This window comes from Amycolatopsis jejuensis, from assembly GCF_000717335.1.
Classification (GTDB): domain Bacteria; phylum Actinomycetota; class Actinomycetes; order Mycobacteriales; family Pseudonocardiaceae; genus Amycolatopsis; species Amycolatopsis jejuensis.
In genome coordinates this window covers 53,282-77,325 of the sequence record NZ_JNYZ01000022.1, presented here as the reverse complement: position 1 = coordinate 77,325, position 24,044 = coordinate 53,282, and the positions used below count along the sequence as shown (strand labels likewise).

Annotated in this window: 21 protein-coding genes and 4 pseudogenes; 19 read left to right on the top strand and 6 right to left on the bottom strand. The window is 66.8% G+C overall.

Annotation, left to right across the window (positions count from 1 at the left end):
- Positions 1–136: 136 nt before the first annotated feature.
- Positions 137–1,042 carry a hypothetical protein gene (locus tag OO71_RS29135; RefSeq protein WP_245633808.1) on the bottom strand — a complete coding sequence of 302 codons (906 nt, stop codon included), beginning with the start codon at positions 1,040–1,042 and terminating at the stop codon, positions 137–139.
- Between the two features lie 1,001 nt (positions 1,043–2,043).
- Between OO71_RS29135 and OO71_RS50380 the strand changes: the two genes are divergently transcribed.
- From OO71_RS50380 to OO71_RS49295, 6 genes are all read left to right on the top strand, one after another.
- A complete protein-coding gene (locus OO71_RS50380) occupies positions 2,044–2,526 on the top strand; it encodes a hypothetical protein (protein WP_156096589.1) in 483 nt (160 codons plus the stop codon).
- Positions 2,519–3,412 (top strand): DNA methyltransferase, encoded by an 894-nt coding sequence (locus OO71_RS29125; RefSeq protein WP_084145370.1) that lies wholly within the window; start codon positions 2,519–2,521, stop codon positions 3,410–3,412. Before OO71_RS50380 ends, OO71_RS29125 begins: the two co-directional genes overlap by 8 nt.
- A 68-nt stretch (positions 3,413–3,480) precedes the next feature.
- Positions 3,481–4,668: a DNA-methyltransferase gene (locus OO71_RS46635; protein ID WP_034263444.1), complete on the top strand. Its 1,188-nt coding sequence runs from the start codon at positions 3,481–3,483 to the stop codon at positions 4,666–4,668.
- A complete protein-coding gene (locus tag OO71_RS29115; RefSeq protein ID WP_051792430.1) occupies positions 4,665–5,576 on the top strand; it encodes a DNA-methyltransferase in 912 nt (303 codons plus the stop codon). The genes OO71_RS46635 and OO71_RS29115 overlap by 4 nt, the downstream gene beginning before the upstream one ends.
- Positions 5,577–5,727: 151 nt before the next feature.
- Positions 5,728–6,039, top strand: coding sequence for a hypothetical protein (locus OO71_RS50375; protein ID WP_156096588.1), 312 nt, complete (start codon positions 5,728–5,730; stop codon positions 6,037–6,039).
- A gap of 59 nt (positions 6,040–6,098) precedes the next feature.
- On the top strand, positions 6,099–8,237 hold the full coding sequence (locus OO71_RS49295) for a recombinase family protein (protein WP_156096587.1): 2,139 nt from the start codon (positions 6,099–6,101) through the stop codon (positions 8,235–8,237).
- Here the strand turns inward: OO71_RS49295 and OO71_RS52435 are convergent.
- Positions 8,228–8,320, bottom strand: a pseudogene (locus OO71_RS52435) (hypothetical protein); the annotation flags it as partial. The gene OO71_RS49295 and the pseudogene OO71_RS52435 overlap by 10 nt on opposite strands.
- 474 nt (positions 8,321–8,794) lie before the next feature.
- Here OO71_RS52435 and OO71_RS53565 point away from each other — a divergent pair.
- The 4 genes and pseudogenes from OO71_RS53565 to OO71_RS29095 all read left to right on the top strand — a co-directional run.
- Positions 8,795–8,920: pseudogene (locus OO71_RS53565) on the top strand (hypothetical protein); the annotation flags it as partial.
- A gap of 143 nt (positions 8,921–9,063) precedes the next feature.
- A pseudogene (locus tag OO71_RS53400) lies at positions 9,064–9,603 on the top strand (Imm1 family immunity protein); the annotation flags it as partial.
- Positions 9,603–9,929, top strand: a complete 327-nt coding sequence (locus OO71_RS50370; protein WP_156096586.1) for a hypothetical protein — start codon at positions 9,603–9,605, stop codon at positions 9,927–9,929. The pseudogene OO71_RS53400 and the gene OO71_RS50370, both read left to right, overlap by 1 nt.
- A 13-nt stretch (positions 9,930–9,942) precedes the next feature.
- A complete protein-coding gene (locus tag OO71_RS29095) occupies positions 9,943–10,242 on the top strand; it encodes a hypothetical protein (protein ID WP_162186119.1) in 300 nt (99 codons plus the stop codon).
- Positions 10,243–10,866: 624 nt separating this feature from the next.
- Here the strand turns inward: OO71_RS29095 and OO71_RS53395 are convergent.
- A pseudogene (locus tag OO71_RS53395) lies at positions 10,867–11,700 on the bottom strand (transposase); the annotation flags it as partial.
- 163 nt (positions 11,701–11,863) lie between these two features.
- Positions 11,864–13,096, bottom strand: a complete 1,233-nt coding sequence (locus OO71_RS29085; RefSeq protein WP_033293121.1) for a serine hydrolase domain-containing protein — start codon at positions 13,094–13,096, stop codon at positions 11,864–11,866.
- Between the two features lie 195 nt (positions 13,097–13,291).
- Here OO71_RS29085 and OO71_RS29080 point away from each other — a divergent pair, with 195 nt between their 5' ends.
- Positions 13,292–14,701 (top strand): APC family permease, encoded by a 1,410-nt coding sequence (locus tag OO71_RS29080; protein WP_033293120.1) that lies wholly within the window; start codon positions 13,292–13,294, stop codon positions 14,699–14,701.
- Positions 14,702–14,710: 9 nt separating this feature from the next.
- Here the strand turns inward: OO71_RS29080 and OO71_RS29075 are convergent, their stop codons facing one another.
- Positions 14,711–15,205: a flavin reductase family protein gene (locus OO71_RS29075; protein WP_033293119.1), complete on the bottom strand. Its 495-nt coding sequence runs from the start codon at positions 15,203–15,205 to the stop codon at positions 14,711–14,713.
- Between the two features lie 183 nt (positions 15,206–15,388).
- Between OO71_RS29075 and OO71_RS29070 the strand changes: the two genes are divergently transcribed.
- From OO71_RS29070 to OO71_RS29040, 7 genes are all read left to right on the top strand, one after another.
- Positions 15,389–16,177, top strand: coding sequence for an ABC transporter ATP-binding protein (locus OO71_RS29070; protein ID WP_245633806.1), 789 nt, complete (start codon positions 15,389–15,391; stop codon positions 16,175–16,177).
- Between the two features lie 62 nt (positions 16,178–16,239).
- Positions 16,240–17,295, top strand: a complete 1,056-nt coding sequence (locus OO71_RS50365; RefSeq protein WP_162186118.1) for an ABC transporter substrate-binding protein — start codon at positions 16,240–16,242, stop codon at positions 17,293–17,295.
- The gene (locus OO71_RS29060) at positions 17,292–18,041 is read left to right on the top strand and encodes an ABC transporter permease (RefSeq protein ID WP_033293116.1); all 750 of its coding nucleotides are present in this window, start codon (positions 17,292–17,294) and stop codon (positions 18,039–18,041) included. Before OO71_RS50365 ends, OO71_RS29060 begins: the two co-directional genes overlap by 4 nt.
- Positions 18,038–18,790, top strand: coding sequence for an ABC transporter permease (locus OO71_RS29055; RefSeq protein ID WP_084145367.1), 753 nt, complete (start codon positions 18,038–18,040; stop codon positions 18,788–18,790). Before OO71_RS29060 ends, OO71_RS29055 begins: the two co-directional genes overlap by 4 nt.
- Entirely contained in the window at positions 18,787–19,782 is a 996-nt protein-coding gene (locus OO71_RS29050; RefSeq protein ID WP_084145366.1) for an aldo/keto reductase, read from the top strand. Before OO71_RS29055 ends, OO71_RS29050 begins: the two co-directional genes overlap by 4 nt.
- 21 nt (positions 19,783–19,803) lie before the next feature.
- Positions 19,804–20,913 carry an iron-containing alcohol dehydrogenase gene (locus tag OO71_RS29045; protein WP_033293113.1) on the top strand — a complete coding sequence of 370 codons (1,110 nt, stop codon included), beginning with the start codon at positions 19,804–19,806 and terminating at the stop codon, positions 20,911–20,913.
- A gap of 10 nt (positions 20,914–20,923) precedes the next feature.
- Complete coding sequence (locus tag OO71_RS29040; RefSeq protein WP_033293112.1) at positions 20,924–21,727, top strand: nuclear transport factor 2 family protein; 804 nt, start codon at positions 20,924–20,926, stop codon at positions 21,725–21,727.
- An 8-nt stretch (positions 21,728–21,735) separates the two neighbouring features.
- Here the strand turns inward: OO71_RS29040 and OO71_RS29035 are convergent, their stop codons facing one another.
- Positions 21,736–23,001, bottom strand: a complete 1,266-nt coding sequence (locus OO71_RS29035; RefSeq protein WP_051792429.1) for an MFS transporter — start codon at positions 22,999–23,001, stop codon at positions 21,736–21,738.
- A 205-nt stretch (positions 23,002–23,206) separates the two neighbouring features.
- On the opposite strand from OO71_RS29035, the gene OO71_RS29030 reads away from it, so the two are divergent.
- Positions 23,207–24,037: an AraC family transcriptional regulator gene (locus OO71_RS29030; RefSeq protein ID WP_162186117.1), complete on the top strand. Its 831-nt coding sequence runs from the start codon at positions 23,207–23,209 to the stop codon at positions 24,035–24,037.
- Positions 24,038–24,044: the final 7 nt, after the last annotated feature.

Here is a 24,044-nt window from a genome sequence, read left to right as displayed (position 1 = left end):
ATCCGATGACATCGGCGCGAGCGACTGGTGCTAGTTGCCGCCCGGGAGCGGCCAGCGACCGCAGTACGGGGCAGCTTCTGGACTGGTGTGCTCGAGCGTGACGGCGTGACCGTGCGCTCGGTCAAAGGGCGGGGTGTCACGCGCATCGGCGCACCTCCGAAGTCGGCTCGTGCTCGGCAGTACGCGGAGAGCTGGGTGGGATCTCCCCGCGCCCCAAGAGGCCGGATTCCGGGTCGTTTTTGGACACCAAGCGGGAAGGTTTCTTCGAGGTGGCAGGGCGGCCGTTGCGACGACGACCGCTCACTGCGCGTGAGGAGGAGCTCTCGGCTTCAGTGCTTGCGTGTGCCTCCTCACCGACGAGCGAGGACAGGACTGTGTCCGCGACCGGGTCCTCGGAACCCCGGTCCAGAATGCAGTCGGTGAGCCACGAAACCAGTCGGTGTTCGGCCCGCTGGCGGGCCTTGTGGGTTGCCCAGAACTCGCGCCGGTGCGCGGTGCCCCAGGCGGTGATCGAGACGTCGCCCAACCGGGTCGCCGAGATCAGATCCGCCTCGGTCGGTGTCAGGACTCCCTCCCCGACTGCGCGTGCGAGCACCAAGTCGGGGTGCCCGTACGGCGGTCGGGGAGCCGCGGAGTGGAAGCCCGTGTCGACGGGCTGCGGAGCGTCGAGAGACTCTTCCAACGCAGCCTGACCAGCGCGACGCGCAGCGAAGTGCAGCCGGACGACGATGCCGGGATCGGCCAAATCCACGGTCGCCAACGCCTGCACGAATCCGGCGAGTACGGCCGCGTGGGCATCCGCGCGATCACCTCGATATCGCGCGGCCAGCCACCGGGCACTGGCCGCCAGCGAGGGTAGAGCCATCCCCACGCAAGCGACCGTCCAGGCGCCGCCTTTCGCCCGTGAACGCAGCACCAGATGCGCCCACACGTCATCGCGGGTCCGCGGCGGGCATTGCTTGCTCATCAGCCGGTCCCGCAACTCGTCCAACGGCACCGGCCGACGCGGCAGCCCGGCGAACCGTGCTCCGTGCACGGCCATCGGATTCGGTCCGGTCACCAACCAGCCGAACACATCGCGCGCCGTGTCCAAAGGCAGCCACTCGTGCCTGTCGCGATCGGGTCGAATTGCACGAGGTGTGCTCTCATCGGCAGTCATTTCCTGCTCCTGTCTGAGCTGTTGCGCTGGGCCCAGTCAGGGAGCCGGATTCAGGACAAGAAAAGAACAAGGAGACCTGCTTGTTCGGGCTGATTCGCGAACTAAAGAAGGCGAGATCGGCGGATGTTTAGGCAGGTCGCTATTGGTCGGCTTTAGTAGGCAGTGAACTGCGCTTTTAAGCTTGGTTTAGTAGGTCTGCGCGAGGCCTGGTCGGGTCAAATTCACGTCGAACTCGGCGCGGAATTTCGACAGAGAGCTGATGGTTCGCGATGCTTGGGGTGTTCCCGGGTGCTCGCAAGAATCGGTGTTCTTCGGTGTCCAAAATCGACCTCGAAACCGGCCTCTTGAAGTGACTTGGCACAGCACGCCCGCGAGGAAGGCCACCGATGACCTCGACACCTCACCGCGAACCCCGGCGCCGCCACGGCCGGACGCCCCATCGCCGGACATCTGCCCCGGGCTGCACCGGTCGGAGCTGGCGCGGCGCGTCCGCCGGAACCGTCGCTGCCGGAGGTTTGTCAACGACGCGTCCGACCGCTCTGTGGCCCTTCGCCGACGCCGAGGCGCTGCCCGGCACCGCACTGCTTATCGGCTGGCTCGGGCGCACGATCCTGACCCTCGTCACCACCTACACCCGCCCCGGCGATCGCGTCCTTCTCCTCACCCCACCGGCATCCCTGCCGTCCCCGGACCGAGTGCGCGACGGAGATCCTTACCGCGGACTGAGCGAAGCGGTCTGGACCGTGGCCAGGCTCGGCCGCGGCGCAGATGCAGCGACTGCAGCACGCGCACCGGACTACCCGAACGGCGGCACCGACCGCTCCGGGCCCACCCGCACTGGGTCGGGGTCGCGACCCCGACCCAGTCGGCTCAGCCTCCACCCGGTGCCCGACCCGAACACCGACTCCACGCATCGGGACAGGCTCACCAGTGACCGACCCGGCGGCGGGTTCGATCTGATCATCACGGCACTCGATCCACATGCCACCGACTGGCTCGCGCACACCGACTGGGACGCTCTGCTCACCACTCGCGGCCTCGTCGCCGTGGTGACACACAGTGACACGTGCGGTGGCCGGCTGCTCGACCCGCTGCCCGTGCTGGTGGGCACGTTCAATGCCTCCGGGCTGCGATGCCTCGACCACATTGCCGTCCTGACCGCGCCGACATCCGACCCGGCAGCGCACCCTGCAGGGATTGACGGAGACAGCTCCGCGACGCGTCCGCATGCCCTCCCGGCGCGGACCGGCGCGGCCGGTTCACTTCCCCTTCGCCGGGACCACCGGGACCTCATCCTGTTCACGCGGCGACCTCTTCCCACACCGGAGGGTGGCGTGACGGGCGGAACGGAGACCTCGGATGTCTAAGCGTGGCGAGTCAGAGCCTCCTCGGTCGGCCTGGCAGGGGCCGGAGGGGCCAGTTCTGGCCTCGGTATGGCCGACCGGAACAGTCCGGGCGGCTGGTCAGCTCGATGAGGGCGGCTATCACGAAGCGACCGGCACGGACGCGGCGCTGATGCCCCCAGCGATCGCTCGTCACGTCATCGAGACGTTCACCTTGCCGGGCAATGTTGTGCTCGATCCGGACTGCGGGGCAGGGACCGTCGTAGTCGAGGCACTGCGTTGCGGGCGACATGCGATCGGGCTGACCGGGCAGCGCCGATGGTGGCGTGTGGCTCGGACGAATGTGACTGCCACGAAGGCGCGCGGCGCGCCCGTCGATGGCATGGTCCTCGTCCGACGCGAGGGCACCGCTGCAGCTGCCGTGACAGCGGGCATGACTGGACGCGTCGACCTCCTGCTGACCACCTTGCGCCTGTCCGGACCGAACGGTGACGTCGCCGGTGCGCTCAACCGGCTGGCAGTACTGCTGTCGCAATACCGACAGCTGGTGCGCCCGGGCGGTTATGTGGTCATCACCAGCGCCCCGTACCGGCACGCTGTCCGGCACGAACTGCTCGACGTTGCCAGCCAGATCGCCGCTGTCGGCACCGCCGTAGGGTTGGCTCCGATCGCGCGGTGTCTCGCCCTGACCGCGACCGTGCGGCGAGGCCGGGTGTACACCCGCGCCACACTTGCCGACCGCCGCACCGCCCGACGCGCCGAACGCGGTCTGGGCCATCCGATCGCGTTGTCGGCGCACCACTGCGTGCTCGTATTTCGGGCCGACCCCGAGGAATGCGAGCCGACGCTGAAACACGCCGTCCCAACGCTGCCCACGCGGGCGCGACGCCGGATGCCCGAGGCCGCTTGAACGCAGACCGGGAGACGCCGACGTCGCCAAGGGACAGCTCATCACTCCGCCTGCCGGGAGATCACCGCATGACTCAGCACACGACCAGTTCTCTTCACTACCGCGATGATGCGGTCACCTTGTACACCGGCGACGCCACCGCCACGCTGGCTGGTTTGCCGTCTCGCTCGGCGGACTGTGTGGTGACCAGCCCGCCGTACTGGGGTCTCCGCGACTACGGCACAGCAACGTGGATCGGCGGAGACCCCGACTGCGCTCATCTCGCCGAAGCCGGCAGCAACACGCCCTGGAATGAAGCTCCTTACCCAATACCGCACGGGTCCGCCGCACATCGTGGGGGAGTGTGCCGGCGCTGCGGCGCGCGGAGCGAGGATGACCAGCACGGTCTCGAGCCGACCCCGCAGAACTACATCGCCCGGCTTCGCGGCGTCTTCGCGCAACTGCACCGCGTCCTCTCCGATACAGGCACGGTATGGCTGAACCTGGGCGACTCCTACTCCACCGAGCCGCCGGGACGGGTCGCGGACCCGATGCGGGCCAGCACCTTGTCCGGATGCACCGCAGCGGCACCGTTACGCGAATCCGTGCGGCGCGCGGGGGCGGCACGCATGCAGAGCCTTCCGCGGAAGAACCTCGTGGGCATGCCGTGGCGGGTCGCGTTCGCGTTGCAGGCCGACGGATGGATTCTGCGCAACGCGATCGTGTGGCACAAACCCAACGCCATGCCCGAATCCGTCCGGGATCGGCTGTCGAACCGATACGAGATGATCTTCCTGTTGGTCAAGCAACAGAAGTACTTCTTCGACCTCGACCCGATCCGCGAACCGCTCGCACCCCCCGGGATCAGCCGCCTTGGCCGTTCTCGCACCAGCCGCCGCAGCGGTAGCGGCAAATACGATGAGCAGACCCCCTTTGCCAGGAAACGACCCGGTGCTGCGATGCGTCCCACCGGTACACAGCACGCCGCCGCACACCGCCGTGGGAAGAACCCCGGCGATGTGTGGGCGATCGCGACCCGTCCGCTCCGCGAGGCGCACTTCGCTGCATTCCCGGTTGACATCCCGTTGCGCTGCATCGCTGCTGGATGCCCGGACGGCGGTGTCGTGCTCGACCCGTTCAGCGGAGCGGCAACCACCGGCATGGCAGCCCGGCAACTCGGCCGGTCCTACGTGGGGATCGACCTCAACCCCGAGTTCCACGATATCGGTCTTCGCCGCCTCGGCCTCACCACGGACGAGAAGGGACAGGCTGCGTGAACTCGCCAATCCTGATTGGTCGCCGACACGATGAGGTCGCTCTCTACACCGCGGACGCGGAAGCCGGGATGGCCCAGCTGCCGGACAACTCGGTGGACTGCCTGGTGACCAGTCCGCCGTACTGGCGCTTGCGCGACTATGGGCCACTCGGGCAACGGCGGCAGATCGGGCGGGAACCCACAGCCGACGCATACATCGAGAACATCCGTGCGGTATTCGAGGCAGCGCGACGCGTGCTGGTTCCGCAGGCGACGGTGTGGATCAACCTCGGCGACAGCTACTCGACCAACTCCGACGGCTACCGATGCGCCACTCCCGGCCAGCCGGGACAGCCGCGTTACCGGCCGGTCGCTGATGTGCCGCACAAGAACCTGCTCGGCATGCCCTGGCGCGTTGCCTTCGCGCTCCAGGCCGACGGCTGGATCTTGCGGTCAGCGGTCGTTTGGCACAAACCGCACGCCACGCCGACGCCGATCCGGGATCGGCTCGCGACCCGCCACGAGATGGTTTTCCTGTTCGTCACGCAACCGGACTACTACTTCACCCTCGACCCAATCCGACAGTCCTGCCCCGGCGACCGCGCCCGGTCCGACTGCGGACCGTGTCCCCCTATTCCGATGCTTGGGCAGCGCCGGTGCGCCCCGGGAAATGTGTGGGCTATTCCGCCGGACCGAACTCGGTCCGGGCACCCCGCACCTTCTCCGCTCGAGATCCCGCGCCTGTGTATCGCCGTCGGATGCCCACCGGGCGGACATGTCCTGGACCCGTTCAGCGGCAGCGGCACCACTGGAGTTGCCGCCCGCGAGCTTGGCCGCCGTTTCACCGGTATCGACACCAACCCGGCCTACCACGCCGTCGCCATCCGGCGTATCGATGGACACGGCCAGGTGGCTGGTGGTCTGCCGTGACCGACGACGGCAGTCTGTCGATGCGTCCTGGTGCTGGTCGGGGCCCACTCGTTCGGGGCCTCCATTTTGCGCGGATCAACGCTAAGATTTCGGGCCCACATCGAAGAAATTCGGCGGCAACGTGGGAAACCATCGACGAGGGAGGCAAGCGATGACCGGCACGCGGCACGGAAAGCTCCGGCCCCATGTCGGTGATCGGAAGGGCGACGATAGTGCAACTGCCGATGTGCGTCCATTTCACCGACACAATGTCACTGTTGGCGGCGATAGTGTTTGGCGTCATGAGCAGCAGTTCCGTGGTGGGCAACGTCGATTCACCGGCATTGTTGCGTACGTGCATGGTGTTGAAGGCGCACGGGTTCGCGGGGAGCTTGCCAACGCCCTAGCCGACCTCCTGCGTTGGGCCCAGCAACAGGTCACCGCAAATCGAACTGCGGACGCAAACCATGAACGGGCGGCGTGACATGTTGATCGGTAACGACCGAAGCCGCCGGACTAGCAGGGCGGAGGCCGACTGATCACATGCATATTGATGACAATCTTGCGGTGAACCCGCCTGCTCCCGGCATCGAGCATCGGGGTACCCAACGTGTCGCGGTGTCGGGGCCATCAGGGCTTTCGGACTATGCCGTGTCGCCTTTGGGATCCTCGACCGCTGCGTTGATGCGTGACGAAGTGCGTGTCGCAGTGCTCGGCCGAACCTCCACCGAGGACCAACAAGATCCGCGACAATCCTTGATTCGCCAGGTCGGCAACTGTCGGACCGCGCTGCCAGAATCGTGGGTGATCGTGGCCAACTTCTACGACGTCGAGTCAGGTCGTTTGGAGTTGGATCAACGCGGGCGCGGTGAGAACTACGAGCGCTTCGACATCCCGATCGCCCGCGATGGCGGTGTCTCGGATCTGCTTGCCGAAGCAGCTCAACCGGGCCGCCGATTCGACGTAGTGATCTGCGAAAGCATTTCTCGCGTCGCGCGCCGTGCCTACGAGAACATGTCTATCGAGCGGGAGCTCGAGCGCGCCGACATCCCTCTGTTCGCCTCCAACGAGCCGATCACTCTGTCCGGTAGCCGAGCTCAACGTGTGCTGCAACGGCGGATCAACCAATCCATCGCTGAGTACGAAGTTCTCAACATGCTTGAGCAATCGTGGGGCGGCCTGTGTACGCATGTCCGCGAGGGCTACAACATCGGTAAACCTCCATACGGCTACAAGGCGAAGATCATTCCGCACCCGAACCCGTCGAAGGCGGCAAAGGGGCACACGAAGACTCGGCTTGAGCGCGACGGCGCCCAGTCGGGAACCGTTACACAGATAGCGAACTGGCGCTACCACGAGGGGCTTGGCTACGGAGATATCGCCGACCGCCTGAACGCCGATCTCGCGAGCTACCCTCCTCCCGAACCGCCTGGTGGCAAACGTGCACGCAAGGCGTGGGGTAAAACCAGTGTTTACGACATCCTGAGGAACCCGAAGTACACCGGGTATCAGGTGTTCAACAGGCGTGCACGGCGGTCCAAGGGAGGCAAGGTCAACGATCCGATCAAGTGGGTATGGTCTCCCAAGCCGACCCACGAGCCGCTCATTCCAAAATGGATGTATGACGAGCTCAATGCCCGCCGCCAGGCTCGCCGCGGCTCACGTACCGACAATGAACTCAACGTTCATCCTCAGAGCGCCCGCACTTACCTCCTACGTGGCATGGTCTTCTGCGGGTGTGGGCGGAGAATGTTCGGTGTTGTTCGACGCGACACGGCGTACTACACGTGTTGGCCGAAGTCCAACAACAGGGGCAGGCCCGACAAATATGAAGGACATCCCAAGGCTGTCTACCTCCGCGAGTCATCCATCGTCGATGCGGTATCCCAGTTCGTTGCCGAGAGGGTCTTCGGACCGCAGCGTCGTGAAATGCTTGCCGCGGATCTGGACGGGCTGGATGACCATGTGGCGTTGCAACGTCAGGCAGACCGTGAACGACTGAATCGTGTCGTCACCGACCTTGCCCGGCGGCAGGCTTCAGTTCTTCGCCAGGCGCAAGAAGGCGATCCGGAGGACCCATTCACGCAGGGACTGCGCACCACGTACAACGAACTGGAGACCCAGAAGAAGGCAGCGATCACTGCAATAGCAGATTTGGATGCTGCCGACGAAGTCGAGCCCGGCAAACCAGGAGAGGACAGCATCGCCCTGCTCGATGCCCTGCCGTTCCTCGCGCTAAACCTCGCTGATGGGCCGGAAGATCAGCTCAGGCCTCTACTCGAGATCCTCCAGCTCGGCGTCCGCCTCATCGGCGACACCGACAATGTCCGCATCGAGATCAAGCTTCCGGCCGACGATCTGCCGGAGATCGCGCACCACGCAGAACGGACTATGCGAACCATGTCTCCTACCAGTACTTTGCCTGCTCAGCGTGTTAGCGGCGCTGGTGCGGATGCTGTACGAGCCTCGTCGGGGGCACTGTTTTGCCTGTTCAGCGTCCCGGCGCCGGGCGCAGTGAAGATCAAGTGCCCCACTTACGCCCCACTTTGCCGGGACGGTCACAAGAGGTCTTCCATCACGTCGGCGATGGTCGGTGCCACCGCGCCCCGGCCGACGTACCGGTCGAGAGTAACGGACGGCCGGGCGTGCCCGAGGAAGTCGGTGATCTGGCGTGGCGAGTAGCCCGCTTCGTCGAGCACCGTGCCCGCCGTCTTCCGGTAGACGTGCGACTTCACCCACGAGAAGCCTTCCGCGCCTCGGCACTCGCGAAGTGACCGGCGGGTGTTTGACGGATCTCGCTGGCCACCGAGGGAGTCGGGGAATACTGGACGCCATCAGCGAGGCAGACGCCACGTTCGCCGCGGTACGGCAGACCATCCGGTCCGTGGCCGCACGCCACACCGAACCCGCGACAACACCCACTGCCCCGGCACCCCAGCCGATGGCCGCCCCGGAGACCGTCACAGCCCCAGACAGCTCGATCACTCCTGAGGAAGCGGCATGGTGCGCGGAGCGCGTCGAGCAGGACAACGCACCATCGGCAACGCCGACAGAAACGTCAACCAATTCACCTCGGGCACCGACATCACACACGCCCGCCACGCGCGACCGCCTGGGCGCGCGTGGGAATCCACCCGGCAGCCTCCCTCTCCTGGCACGTCGAGATCAAGGCCGCCGCCGACCTGATCATGCCGGGAAAACGCACAGCGACCTGGTGATCAACAACGTGCCCTGCACCGAGATCGGCCCGGCCAGGCTGTGCGGAGGCACTGCCCGCGTACCTGCCGCGCGGTACCTCGCTTACTGTTCACGGCACAGATCACCAAGGCGGACCCTTCAGCCACACCTACGAGGGGAGGAAATGACCAAGACCGCCTTGCCTGACGCGGACGGCCACGACGTCGCGGCACTTCCGTCGGCCCGGCCGCAGCTCGAACGCATCACCACCACCGAACACGACCCGGACTAGTTCGGCGTCTGCTGGGTCCTTTTCGCACGCGACGACTCCGCTGGCAGCCTGACCGTCGGTGTCCGCGGGGACCGGGGAATGCTGCACTGGTCCGGTGCCGACCGGAACTGGCTCAAGCCGGCCAACGGACTCGACAAGGACGAGATCACTTACTTCACCTACCTCGGACACCAAGACGCCGCCGAGCCCGGCATGGAGGCTCCACTCTCGACGGTCCTGGAGACAGCCGAAGAGTTCCACCGCACACATCGTCGCCCGACAAACGTCGACTGGCGCCCGTTCAGCCGAATCCGAGCGGCGGCTGCTGGCGGCGGGACGTGGCGATCACCAGTTAGTGGCAACGTCGCCGTTTCAATCATGAAGCGCGGCCACCCGCTCCACGCTGGTACTCGCGGGCTCGCCGCACCAAACGAAACTTCCGACGGCCGACGGCCCGCCTGTTCCTCCATGCCGGTGGCAGGTCGCTCTATCGCGGTGTGGCGGCGTTCGACGACCGGTCGGATGCAGGCCGGTACCCACCCGGTCGGGTCACACGGCCCACCTGGCCGGGTGGGCACTTTCCCCTCGACCCTCAGGTAATGACCAGCGACAGGTCAGGGATCTACGCACACCCGAGGTCGTTTCGACAACGGCAATGCGCCTTCATCGCCGTCGGCCGCCGCCTTGGTGGCGTTGGCGGCCGCCTTGGTGGCGTTGGCGGCACCTCGGGCAACAACGGCTGCGCCAGCAGGCACAACGGCTCTTGGAGCCGTTTCTCTGCAACGGACGTCGTTGATCAACGATATCGCCTGCCTGACGATGCCCAAACGAAATGCGGCCTCAGGGCTGTTGTGCAAAAAGTGCACAGCTATTGCCTGTTGGTTGACGCATTCAGCATGGATCGCGTGGTCCTCAACCTCAGTTGATAGTGTTCAGGTGTTGGCGACGACACCCGTGATCGTCGAAATCCGAGAGAAAGACGTGGGGCCGAATATGGTTCGTAAGATGCTGGTCGGCGGGCTGGCCGCGGCGGGAATCGCTGCGGCCAGCATCGCTGCCGCAGGTACCGCGGCCGCTGCCAATGACTGGTCCGTCGTAGGATTTTACAAGTCCTACAACGTGTGTCTGGAAGCCGGCAAGCAGAAAATTCCGCAGGGCTGGGACTACTCGTGCGTGCGGAACCCGGAAGGGACGAACCCCAACGGCCAGTGGGAGTTGTGGAAAGGGCACAAGAACTGAGTTCTCGGAGCCTGGTCAAGGCTAACTGGGTAGGCCGCAGGGGAATGGGGTTGCCAGCGGCACCTCACCACACGGCCTGCCCAGTTCGTCGCGGTGTTGTCGGCCGTGGTGGCAGCCGGGCTGCCCTGGGCGCTGATCTACGGTGCTGCCGGTCGCGCTGCCCGACTTGCTTTGTCCTGATCTGAGCCGGCCGTCCTTGCCACCGACTTTCGAGTTCGCCGCCTAGCGGAGCCGATTCGAAGCCACTTTTCTGTCTGCGGTTTTCGATTGTCTCACGGAAATGTGACGGTGATCGTTCGTGGGCTCGTCGGCCTGTTCAAGTGGGTCGGCAAGAACTAGTTTTTCGCCGGGCGGAACACGTCAGATTCGACGTCCTGCTGTCTCCCGAGGCTTGCCAACCTCCAGTTCCACCGCCGTCGCGAATCGAGGTGGCGCGGCAGGAACGCGTAGAGCGCCGGATCTCTCGAACTCCGTGCCGGTTGCGGTCGCTCTCGTGGGTGCTTGACGGTGACTCCGGAGAGCCCGGTCGTGCTCCTTGTCGGCGAGTTCCTTGGCAAGCCTGGTCCTCGGCCTTCGCCGGCTCCACAGTGATGGCTTCCAGCGCGGCCAAGTATGTCCTGGCGTCCGACTCTGGCATCTGGCCGGCCCTTCTCTCGTGGGAACAATGATCGCCAGGTAGACGCAGGTGAGCGCGGCTTGCTCGTTGGAGAAGTGTCCGCGGGCTTTCACGGCGCGGGCGCTGGCGCTCTCGACGTGTTGGTTGAGCAGATCACCCGCCGGATCTCGGGGTCGAAGGCGAGGAACGGCACGGACTCGGCCCACGTGTGGTCCCACAACCTGACGATGGCGGGGTATCGAGGACCCCACGTCTCGGCGAACCGCTCCCGGGCAGCAAGTGAACCACGCCGGTTTGGGTGATCGTTTGTGGCCATCCCGCGGCGATCGATTCGGGTAGGCAGGTCAGGCCGTCGCAGACGACCATGAGCACGTCGGCGACCCCGATTCTTCAACTCGATGAGTACGTGCAGCCAGTATTTGGCGCCCTCGCCGCCGTTGTCGGCCCACCGGCCGAGGATGTCGCGGCGACCTTCGCAGGTCACCGCCAATGCGACGTAGATCGGACCGGTTCGCGACCTTGCCGCCTGCGGATCTTGACGTGGATCGCGTCCACGAAGATCACCGGATACACCGGGTCCAGGGGCCGGTGAGGCGTTTCTCCCCGTTTGGCCACGATCTTCGGCTGGAAGCTGGCGTCGCGGTCACGGGGCACCTCGATCTGCACCGGGCTCACCTCGGTCAGCACGGTCTTCGCCCGGGTGCCGCCTGCGCGAGTTCCCGCGCCCGGCCGGGTCGTGTTTGCCCGTAGCCAAGGTGGTCGGTGATCTCACCCTCGAGCGCGGACTCCAGTCGCTTGGTCAGCTGCTGCAACACTCCACCCACCCCGGTCAGCTTCAGCCCACCAACTGTTCGACTAGCTGGCCGTCCAGGCCCGTCTCGGGCGTCGACTCCGCAGCGTTCTCCACGCCGGACATCATCTCGGTCATCAGGTGCACTTCCATGATCGGGAGTTGCACCGCTCGTCTTACAGTCCCGACGGATCCTGAAGAGCGACGCTCGATTCTCACCGGGAGTTCGAGGTGTACACCTTCGCGAGTTCTTCCCAGATCTGGTCCGAGTCGGCGTCCGTTCCCGATCGGTTGGTCACCACGGCCAAGGTCGCGCCGGTGCCGAGGTCGGTGTAGACCGTCGACGTGAAACCGGTGAATCCGCCGGGGTGGCCTTTCCATGTCCGGCCGGCGAACTCGTTGGTCATGGTGGCGAGTCCGTACGGCATTCCGGTCCGGAGTGATTGTTCGGTCGGCTTTTTCATTTCCGCTACGGTGGAGGCTTGGAGCAGCGCGCCGCGTACGAACAACGCGTCCAGTACCTGTGCGGCGCCGAGGGCGGTTCCGCCGAAGGCGCCGTCGCCGAATGGGTATCCCATGCTGTCGACCGGGATGCCGATGGCGCCGTATGCGGTGTTGTAGTCCTGTAAACCGCGGTCGTGGTCGAGTGGCTGGTATCCGTGGGCCATGTTTTCCAGGGTGTGCTCGGCGTAGCGGTCCTGCGTGATCTGGGTTCCGTCCTCCGGCTCGGCGGCGCCGGCGGCCGCGAGGAATTCGGTGATTCCACGCTGGACGGCATCGAGACCGCCGAGACGTTCGACCAGCACTCGGTAAAGCACGAGGTAATTGGTGTTCTCGTACGCGAATTTCGTGCCCGGGTGGTCCGGTTCGTGGATTCCGGCGTTCAGCTTCTCGAAAGTGAACGGCGTGTTCGGATCATAATGCACCGGCGCGGTGCCGATCGGAGCTCCTTCGGTGCCGGGCGCGAACAGGGAGATCGTTTCCGGAGCGGCATAGACATTGTGGTAGCCCGCGGTGTGGGACAACAACATTCGAATCGTCACGACATTCGCCCCGGCGATTTCGTTGCCCACGTACTTCGCAATCGGCTCGTCGAGGTTCAGCTTGCCCAGTTCGACCTGGCGGAGGGTGTACGCGCCCAGTACGAGTTTGCCGAAGCTGCCGTAGTTGAACATGGTCGAGTCGTCCACGCGTTTCGGCGGATGCAGATTCATGATCGCCATGCCGCGGTTGGCGGACCAGACGATCCGGCCCTCCTTGAGCAGGACGGCTTGGACCCCTTGACCGGGAGCGCTGACCCGGTCGAGGGCGGCGTCCAGTGCCTGCTGCAGATCGGCCCGGTGCGGGTCGGGGTCGGCCTGGACCGCGGCACCGCCGGTCATCGTGACGAGGCCCGCCACTGTCCCGATGATCGCGATCCGAGCCCGGTACCACGCTGTCGGCTGCATCGTCGCAACTCCTTCCCTCGGGCGGCGGCAAGATCACCAGAACACACGCGCGGCCGAGTCGGCACTGACTCGGGCAACAACTCGTCACCACGACATTTGTGGAAAACAACAAGATCAATCACGTGACGGTCAGCACACTGTGGGGATGCGGCGCTGCCCGTGAACCGCCAGCCGACGCCCGTCTCAGGAGGACCCGTGGCCGGACTCATCGCCGACCTGCTGCGCCGCAAGCCCGTGACCCAGATGGTGGCCGAGTCCGGCAGCGGTGAGCTCGCCCGCTCCTTCGGTTTGTTCCCGCTGGTGATGCTGGGAATCGGCGCAACCATCGGCACCGGCGTGTACTTCCTGCTCACCGAGACCGTCCCGCAGGCCGGGCCCGCGGTGGTCTGGTCCTTTCTGATCGCCGGTGCGGTCGCCGGGATCAGCGCGCTCTGCTACGCGGAATTCGCCGGCGCGGTGCCGATTGCCGGCTCGTCCTACTCCTACATCTACGCCACCCTCGGCGAACTGGCCGCGATGATCGTCGGAGCCTGCCTGCTGCTCGAATACGGCGTGTCCGCGGCGGCGGTCGCGGTCGGCTGGTCGCAGTACCTGAACCAATTGCTGGACAACGTCTTCGGCTTCCGGATTCCCGAGCAGCTGGCCAATGCCCCCGAGGCAGGCGGCATCATCAACCTGCCCGCCGTGCTGCTCATCGCACTGTGTGCGCTCCTGCTCATCCGCGGCGCCACCGAATCGGTACGGGCCAACGCCATCATGACGACTTTGAAGCTCGGCGTACTCGGCCTGTTCATCCTCATCGGCGCCACCGGGTGGAATTCCGACAACCTCGCCCAGTTCGCCCCGTTCGGATTCTCCGGCGTCATCTCGGTCGTCGGCGCCATCTTCTTCACCTTCGTGGGCCTCGACGCCGTCTCCACTGCCGGTGAGGAAGTCCGGAACCCCCGGCGGAACCTGCCGCTGGCGGTCCTGATCACGCTGCTCGCGGTCACGGCCACCTACATCGCGGTCGCCATTGTCGCCGTCGCGGCTCAGCCGGTCGAGCGGTTCGAAGGACAGAAGGCCGGACTTGCCGCAATCCTGCAGGATCTCACGCACGCAAGCTGGCCGGGCACGCTCATCGCGGCAGGCGCGGTGCTCTCGATCTTCAGCGCCACCCTCGTCACGCTCTACGGGCAAACCCGCGTCCTGTACGCCATGGGCCGCGACGGCCTCGTCCCGCCGATCTTCCACCGCGTCGATCCCCGCACCCGCACCCCGATCCACAACACCCTCATCGTGACCGCCTCGGTGGCGCTGCTCGCCGGGCTGCTCCCGATCACCTTCCTGGCGGAACTGACCAGCATCGGCACCCTGGTCGCCTTCAGCATCGTCGCCATCGGGCTCATCGTCCTGCGCCGCACCGCACCCGAACTGCCGCGGAGCTTCCGCGTGCCGGGCTACCCGGTCACGCCGGTGCTGTCAGTGGTCGGCTGCGGATGGATCATCCTGACCCTCAAGTCGATCACCATCTGGGCATTCCTCGTGTGGGCCGCCCTCGCGGTGGTCGTGTACTTCGCCTACAGCCGCAAGCATTCCCGGCTGGCCGATTCCCGGGTGGGGTGAACGCCGGGGTCAGTTTGCCAAGCTGTGGAACTGTCCCCGGTGGAATACCAGCGGACAGCCGCCCTGCTGTTCTGCTGCGACGACCCGGCCGATGAACGCCGTATGGTCGCCGAGGTCGTGGGTGGTTTCGATGGTGCAGTCGAACCAGCCGACCGTGCCGGTCAGCAGGGGCGCGCCCGTGGGTCCGGGGTGGCAGGTGATCCCGGAGAACTTGTCGTCGCGTTTTCCGGCGAAGGTCGTGCAGATGTCTTTTGCGGCCGCGGTGTCCGGGAGGATGTTGACGGCGAACACTCCGGCCGCCGAGATCATCGGGTGGGTTGACGCTGTCTGCGCCAGGCACACCATCACCAGCGGCGGCTCGAGGCTCACGCTCGTCACGGCGTTGGCGGTGCAGCCGTGGAACCGGCCGTTGACGGTAGTCGTGACCACCGTGACGCCGGTGGCCAGCTCACCGGCGACCTTTCGGAGCATCGCACCGTCGATGGGCGACTTTTGCACTACCATGTTGTAGGACAATAAGCTCACCGCGAAGCGCCGTCAACGGGTCTCGGCCGTCACCGAGAAAGATGAGAACCAAGATGATGAGAGGTTTGACGAAGAGAGTCGACATTTGTATGGTGTGGCGAAAGTTCCCAGCGCCACCAGAGTCCCGGGAGGTCGCCAGTGCCGGCGAGCGAGGTTCGATCCGTGATCGAGGTCTGTGGTGTCTCGAAGGCGTTCCCGGCCGGGGACGGGGCGCGGGAAGTCATCTCCGGCCTTGACCTGACCATCTCGGCCGGTGAATTCGTGTCGATCGTCGGGCCGTCCGGCTGCGGGAAGTCGACGCTGGTGTCGATGATGGCGGGCCTGACCGAGGCGAGTGGCGGGACGATCCTCGTCCGGGGTGAGCAGGTACGCGGGCTCGTCCCGGAAATCGGCTTCGCGTTCCAGCGGGACGCGCTGCTGCCGTGGCGTACGGCCGAGCAGAACGTCGCGCTTCCGTTGCGGTGCCGGGGCATCCGGAAGGCCGACGCGCTCGGCCGGGCGCGGACCTGGCTGGAGCGGGTCGGGCTCGGGCAGCACTTCGGGAAGTATCCGCACCAGCTGTCCGGCGGGATGCGCAAGCGGGTCGCGATCGCGGTGATGCTGGCCTACGAACCGGACATCCTGCTCCTCGACGAACCCTTCAGCGCGCTGGACGTGCAGACCCGCAGCCTGATGGAGAACGACCTCCTCGCGCTGTGCGCGGACGGCGGCCAGTCGGTCGTGCTGATCACCCACGACCTGGAGGAGGCGATCGTGATGTCCGACCGGGTGGTGGTGATGTCGGCGGGTCCGGCACGGGTCATCGGCGATCACCGGATCGAGCTGACCGGCCCGCGTGACGTCTTCGAGTCCAAGAGCGACCCGAACTTCGCCGGTCTCTACTCGAAGATCTGGAACGACCTGCGGGCCGAGGTACAGGCCGCGGGGCAGCGGGAGCTCGCGGGCCGATGAGTCCGAAGTGGACGGTTCCGCCGCGGGGGCGCACTCCGCGGCGGTCAGGAAGGAAGGTTCTCGTGGCACGCTTTCGGCAACGGGTGGTCGTGGCGCTCGCCGCGGGTGCCGCTCTGGTTTCGGCGGGGTGCGCCCCGCCCGCGAACGGCGGTCGGACGGACGCCACGGCAGGCACCGTCACCCTCGGCATCGCGAGTCTCCCATCGTTCACCTGGGCGCCGCACCATGCGGCGGCCGCGGGCGGGATGCTCACCGAGGAACTGGGCAAGGTCAAGGCGAACTACCGGGTCACCGAGTTTTCCGGGGGCGGGCCGCTGTTTGCCGCGCTCAGCTCGGGTGACGTCCAGCTCGCGTTCGTCCCGGCGGCGACGGTGGCCCAGCTCAATGCCAAGGACCGCGGGCTGAAATGCGTGATGATGCTGTCCGGCGGAGGCAGCGTGATCCTCATGGGGGCGGCGAAATACCGCGAAAGCCGGGGCAAGAACCTCGCCGCCTACGACGGGGCGACCTGGGGGTACAGCTCGGAAGGCTCGTCCGGACGGCAGATCGCCGAGATGGCGGCGAAGCACGCCGGCCTGGATTGGGCGCGGCAGCACGGCATTGCGCTCGGCTCGCCCGCCGCTGCCGAGCCGGCGCTCGCCGCAGGTCGGGCGGACCTGGTTTCGGTGGACTCGCGGACCGCGCAGGAGATCGTGGACAAGGGCACCGGGTACGTCGTGCTGAACACCAATGATGCCGCCGACCGGCTTTTCCCCTATTCCCACACGGGAAACTGCATTGCCGCGACCGACGGCTACCTGCGTGACCATCGCGCCGAGGTGGAAGCCGTGGTGCGGGCCGAGCTCCGCGGTCTCCGGCAGGTGCAGGAGAAGTCGGGCGATCCCGCGGCGATGGCGAAGGTGTTCACCGGCCTGCGCTGGGACCCGAAGGAATGGCAGCTGGTCGCGACGGCATTCGCGAACGTCAGCGGGGTTCCGACGGCGGAAACGGTCGCGGACACCAAGGGGATGGCCGAGGAGCTGTACCGCTTGAAGCTGACCGACCAGCAGATGCAGGCGTCGTTCACCGCCGACGTGATCGACGGTGCGTATCGCGCGCTGGGGGTGCAGCCGCGATGATCCGGCGCACCGGCGTTATGCAGGTGCTCCTGCTGGTGGTCGTGATCGGGCTCTGGCAGGCACTTGCGGCCACGAGCGCCCGCGCGTTCATCAGCAGCCCGGCTGACGTCGCCGAACTGTTGCGCAGCTGGCTGTTCGGTCCCGACTACGTATGGCTCGACGCCTACGCGACCGTGCGAGTGGCCTTCATCGGGCTCATCCTCGGCTGCCTCGTGGCAAGCGCGACGGCGCTTCTCCTGGCCCAGGTGGACGTGCTCAGCCGGTTTCTGTCCCCGTTTGTCGCGGCCGCGAACGTGCTGCCGAAGGTCGCGCTGATCCCGTTGTTCATCCTGTGGTTCGGCGTCGGGGACCTGTCCAAGGTCACCTTCGTCGCGATCGGGGTGTTCTTCATCGTCTTCTACAGCGTCTTCACGAGCGTGTTGCAGGTGGCCAAGAACCAGGAGGACCACCTGCGGGTGCTGGGTGCTTCGTGGTGGTGGCGGCTGCGGGAGCTGATCCTGCCCACGGTGTGGGGTGCGTTGATCTCGAGCGCGCGGCTGTCGGTCGCGTTCGCCCTGCTCGGTGGGGTACTGACGGAGATGATGGGGTCGAACAACGGGCTCGGGTACCTGCTCGCGCACGGTCAGGCGACCGTCTCGCCCGCGCAGGTGATGGCCGCGATCGTGCTCGTGGCGATCGTCGGGGTGGGTGCCGACGCCCTGCTGTCCTGGTGCGACCGGCGGCTGGCGAGGTGGCGCGACGGATGAAAGCCAGGATGATCGCGCTGCAGGCCGGAGTCGTGGCCGCGGTGGTGGTTCTGTGGCAGGTCGGTGCGGACCGGGGATGGCTGGACGAGTTCTTCTTCGGCTCGCCGTCCGGGGTGCTCGACGTGCTCGGGCAGTGGGCGAGGCAGGGGACGTTGCTGTCGGACACCGCGGTGACGGTCGGCGTGCTCGTCGTCGGCTGGGTGGCCGGGGTCGTCCTCGGCAGTGTGCTGGGGATCGGGCTGTTCGCGGCGCCGCGGGTGTACGCGGTCGTGTCGCCGTTTCTCGCGTTCCTCAATTCGGTGCCGCGCATGGTTTTCTACCCGTTTTTCGGGATCCTGCTGGGATTCGGGTTCGCGTCGAAGGTCGGTCTCGTCGTCTTCGTGATCCTGTTCTTCGCCGTTCTCAATGTCCTGACTGGACTGTCGCAAGTGGACGGTGACCTCGTTGCGCACGTGCGCGTGGTCGGCGGCAACCGCTGGGTCGTGCTGCGTTCGGTGTACCTGCCGAGTATTGCGGGCTGGCTGCTTGCGTCGTCGCGGATCACCTTCGGGTTCGCCCTGCAGGCAACCCTGATCAGCGAGTTCTTCGGACCGGCGAGCGGGCTCGGCTACCGGATGGTGGCCGGCCAGGGCGCCTTCGAGATCGACCAGGTGTGGGCGGCGATCGGCACGACGGTCGTGCTGGCGCTGCTGATCGACGGGGCACTGCAGCTCGTCCGGCGGCGCCTGATCGCTTGGCAGTCGGCATGAGTCCCTTCATTCTCGGCTGCGGCAGTTTCGGCGGGGTGGGCAGCGACCGGTCGACCTGGGGAAGTTCCACAGTGGACCCCGATGCATTGCTGGGCGCGGCGCTGGATGCCGGAGTGACATGGCTGGACACCGCGAACTCCTACGGCGACGGGGCGAGCGAACGAGCCATCGGCGCGTGGCTCGCCCGCGGCGGCCCGCGCCGCCGGGAATCAGTGGTGGTCTGCACGAAAGCAGGCCAGCCGACCGGACGGCACGACGCTGCCCGCGGACGGCAGGACCTGTTGTCCCGCAACGAGATCCTGCGGTCGGTGGACGGAAGCCTCGGGCGGCTGTCGGTCGAGACCATCGACGTGTACCTCGCGCACCACCTGGACGCGACGACCTCGGTACCGGAACTGTGCGAGACCATGGACCTCCTGATCCGGCAGGGGAAGATCCGGGACTGGGGCCTGTGCAACGTTCCGTCGTGGCTGGTCGTCGAATGCGTGCACGTGTGCCGGGTACACGGCTGGCGTGCCCCGGCGGTGGTGCAGAACGGGTTCAGCCTGCTGCAGCAGGAAGATCGCCGCGGCTTCGGCGTGGTGACCGGACGTTACGGGCTGGCCTACACCCCGCACAGCCCACTGGCGGGTGGCTGGCTCGCGGGCGCGTACCACCGGCAGGAACCGGGGCAGTATCCGGCCGGGTCGCGGATGCATCAGCGGCCTGGGCCTTACGCGCAGTGGGAGAGCTCGGCGACGCGGGCGGCGGTCGGTGAACTGGTCGCGATGGCGCGGGAGCTGGGCACTACTCCGGCGGCGTTGGCGGTCGCGTGGATCTTGCATCAGCCGTTCGTCACGGCGCCGCTCATCGGGCCTGCGTCGATCGCGGAGCTGGAGTCGACGGTTGCGGCGGCTGAGGTGCGGCCGGATCCGGCGGATCTGTCGCGACTGACGGAAGCGTTTGGTGGGTTGCCGCATACGTCGTCGTTTACCGGTGAACCACGTCGGTGAACTGTTTGGAGAGGAGAGCCGGTGGGGCGATTCGAGAACTGGCATCAGCGCTGGTGCGTCCTCGACCACGAGGGTGCGCTTGCGGAATTGCCGGACGAGCTCGCCGCCCGAGGGTCTAAACGTTGCCTGCTGGTGTTGTCCCGCACGCTCGACCGCACGGGGACGCTCGCCGACACCGTCGCAAGCTTGATCGGTTCGCGGCTGGTCGGCCGGTACACCCAGGTCGAAGCGCATGTGCCGCGGCAATCGGCCTTGCGGCTGGCCCGGGTGATGGAAGAGCTGTCCATCGACACCGTCGTCACCCTCGGCGGAGGCAGTGTCACCGACTCCGCGAAGGCGGCGTGTCTGGCCCGCGACCACGGCTGTACAACGGTGGACGACTTCGACGCGCTCCGCCGTGACCCGGCCTTCGGGCTGATGACCGCCGAACGGCGCTCGACGGTGCTCGTTTGCCTGCCCACGACGCTCGCCGGGGCGGAGTTCAGCAACACCGCCGGGATCACCGACGAAACGTTGGGGCACAAGCACCTCTACAGCTATGACCACCTCGCTCCGGACCTCGTTGTCCTGGACCCCCAGCTCGCTGCGGAAACGCCGCCACGGCTGTGGCACGCGTCCGGGATCAAAATCCTGTCGGACGCGATCGAACAGGTTTCCGGACGCGACCGGCACGACGTGGTGTCCACCCTGGGGCTGGCCGCGATCGGGAGAATTGCCCGGAATCTGCCGCGCGAACACAGCCCGGAGGCGGCGCTGGAGTGTTTCCGCGGCGTGTGGCTGAGCATGTTCGGCGTGTTCTCCGCCCAGGTCTTCCCCGGGATCGGAGCTTCGCTGCGGCATCAGCTCGGCGCGGCGACCGGCGCACCACACGGCGACCTGGCGGCGGTGCTGCTGCCGCATGTGCTGCGGTACAACGAAACGGCGATCGCGGACGTACTGCCTGTCATCAACACAGCACTTGACGGCCTGCTCGACCGGCTCGACGTCGCACGTCGTCTCCGTGATCTCGACGTACCCCGGGAAGCGCTGGGTCCGGTCGCCGAGGCGGCCGCCGGGAGCTTCGCCGGACGCAACAACCCACGCGCCGCGAGTGCCGCGCAATTGCGCGAATTGCTCGAGGACGCCTATTGAGGAGGAACTGATGCTCGACGAGTTCGCCAAGCTGTACCAGCAGTGGGCGGAAGCCTTGCGGGCCAAGGATGTCGCATGGTTCGAGTCCATTGAGGACGATCGGTTCAGCTACCTCGGCCCGGACGGATCGCGGAAAGACAAGACCGCCCATCTGCGCATTGCCGAGCACGGCGCACGGGGCGAATTGGCGACCACGGTGGAATCGGCCGAGGTGTTCGGCGACATCGTGATCGTGACCGGTGAGCATTGGGTACGCAGCGAAGTGCCGGACGACGCCGGGCTGAGCACCCGGCTGACCGAGCAGATGCGAGCCGGGGTCCGCGTGCGCTTTTCGAGCGTCTGGACTTCGCAGCGGCGGCTCTTGCACCATCACACGACCCCGTTGCGCGGCGAACCGCGGGCCGACGAGGGCTTGGCGGAGGAAATCGACGACGTCTACCGGCAGTGGCGGACGGCGATGTCCCAGCGCGACTCGGCATGGGTGGAGCGCACGGAGCACGCAAACTTTCACTACACCGGCTCCGACGGCACCCGTAAGGGCAAACGCGACCACATCCGTCAGGTGACGAGCGCGCGGGACGCGGAGTTCCGCACGAAGATCCGCACGGTGGACGAATACGGGGACACTGTGGTCGTCACCGGAGACCACTGGGCCCGTGCCGAGGTCGACGCCGATCAGGCGGACCTGGCGCCGGAGATCGTCCGCGCGATGGCGGCGGGGATCGATTACGCGTTCACGAGCGTGTGGATTCGCGAAGCGGGGGAGCTGCGGCTGGCGGCGCACCACACGAGTGAGCGCCGCGCCGCACCATGAGCAGGCCATCACCCGGCAACGTGCTGAGGCCGGACCCGGAGAACGGTCAGCGAGCCGAGGAATGCCAGCACACCACCGACGATGAAGAGTGCGTGGTAGCCGCCGGCGGTGACTGCGAGCGCCGCGATGAACGGGGCGATCACCTGTGGCGCGGTGAGCGCGATGTGGAAGACCCCGAGGTCGCGGCCGGCGTCTCCGGTCTTGGGCAGGACGACGGTGGCCAAGGCGAGGTCGACCCCGAGGAAGGTGCCGAGGGCGAAGCCGCTCAGCCCGGCCTGCACCAGGAACATCGGCCAGGTCGGCGAAATCAGCGGCAGGATCACCGAGGACGACAGCAGCAGCGCGGAGACCAGGACGAATCCGCGGTGCCTGCCGACCCGGTCGACCAGCGGCCCGGACACCAGCGTGCCGACGGTGAGGAGCGCAATGGTGAGCGTCTGCGCGGTGGCCACACTGCCGGCGGGAGTCGCGCCGGACGGCAGGGTGATGTAGTCCTGCAGGATGTACAGGCTGAAGCCGAAAACGATGTTGTAGCCGAGGTAGATGACGGCGCGGGATACGAACACCCAGCGGTAGTCCCGATCGCGCAGGGTGCCGAACATCGCCAGGAACTGCCTGCCGATCGCCGGACGGGGCAGCGCGGGGTCGTCGATCTCCGCGGCGGACCGATCCCGCACGAGCACCGCGGACACGGCGGACGCGATCAGGACGAGCCCGGCGAGCAGGGCGTAGGCGACCACTGCCGAGTGCACGAACGCCGCGCCGACCTGGACACCGATCACGCCGCCCACCGGTACCCCGAGTCCCTGCACGGTGCTGGCCAGCCCGTGCCGCTTCGGCGGAATGCGTTCCGGGATCGTCGCGAGGATGATGTTCAGGCCGACGTTGACCGTGGCCTGCACCAGGAACCAGCCGATGACCAGGCCGGTCACCGTGGACACCGCGCCGGTGAGCACGAGCGCGGCCGCGGTCGCGATCCCGCCGCCGAGGATCCACGGCGAGCGGCGGCCCCACCGGGTGCGCGTGCGGTCCGACAGCACCCCGACCAGCGGCGGGATGGCGAACGACGCGATCGCGCTGATTCCGGTCACGAGGGCCAGCGCGGGTACTGCCCGGTCACCGGCCGCGGACGCGACTTGCGAGGGCAGCAGCACCGCGAGTGCGGCTTGGTTGGCGGCGTAACCCACGACGTTCACGAGGAACATCGCGGTCAGCAGCGGGCCGATCCGGCCGCGCAGTGCGGTGGTGGCCGTGGAAGTGGAAGTCGCAGTCATGCGGTCCGGTGTCCTCACGTCGAGGGCGGTCCGCACGCGGGCCCGCCGATGGACCTGGTCACCCAGCGCTCGTCCGCTGGTGCCGGAACTTTAAGTCCGGCACGGGCCGCCCGGACCCCGGATTTCGTTTCACGGCAACCGGAGTACCGGAACCTGCCAACAGCAGCCCGGACCCGGTTTCGGCGAAAGGAGCACGGCAATGCGCATGCGGTACGAACATCTCGCCCCGGAGTTTCCGGTGAACTGGCGGTACACGCGATTCCAGCTGCCGCGGCTCGGGCCGTACTGGCATTTCCACCACGAATACGAGCTCGCGTACATCGTCGCAGGGACCGGTACGCGCCTCGCCGGGACCTCTGCCGAGGCATTCGGGCCGGGCGATCTTTCCCTGTTCGGCCCGGACCTGCCGCACGCCTATGTGTCGGCGCTGGACAGCGAGCCGGTCGACGCGATCGTGATCCACTTCGCCCGCGACTTCCTCGGTGGCGGATTCTTCGAGGCGCCGGTGTTCGGGAACGTCAAGCGAATGCTCGACGACGCGGTGCGCGGCCTGCATTTCCCCGGGCTCGCGCCGCCGCTTGCCGACCTGGCCGGGCTGGCGCCGCCGGAGCGGACCGCCGAGCTGCTGCGGGTCCTCGTCGGCCTGAGCCGCGCGCCGCGCACCGTCCTCTCGACCGGGCGGGAGCCGTCGGTGGTCAACCACGGTGCGGCACAGCGGATCCAAGCCATGATGGACGCCATCCACACCAGTTACGCTTCGCCGCTGACGCTGTCCGACGTCGCGCAGGCGGCGCACATGAATGCCAGCGCGGCGAGCAGGCTGTTCACCCGGAGCACGGGTTTCACGATCACGGACTACGTGAACACGGTCCGGGTCAACCGGGCGTGCCAGCTGCTTCGGGACACCGATCGCCTGGTCTCGGCCATTGCCGCGGATGCGGGCTTCGGCACGTTGTCCAACTTCAACCGCCGCTTCCGGGAGCTCAAGAAGATGTCGCCGCGGGAGTACCGGGCGTCCTTCCTGGCCAGTCTGTAGGACAGGG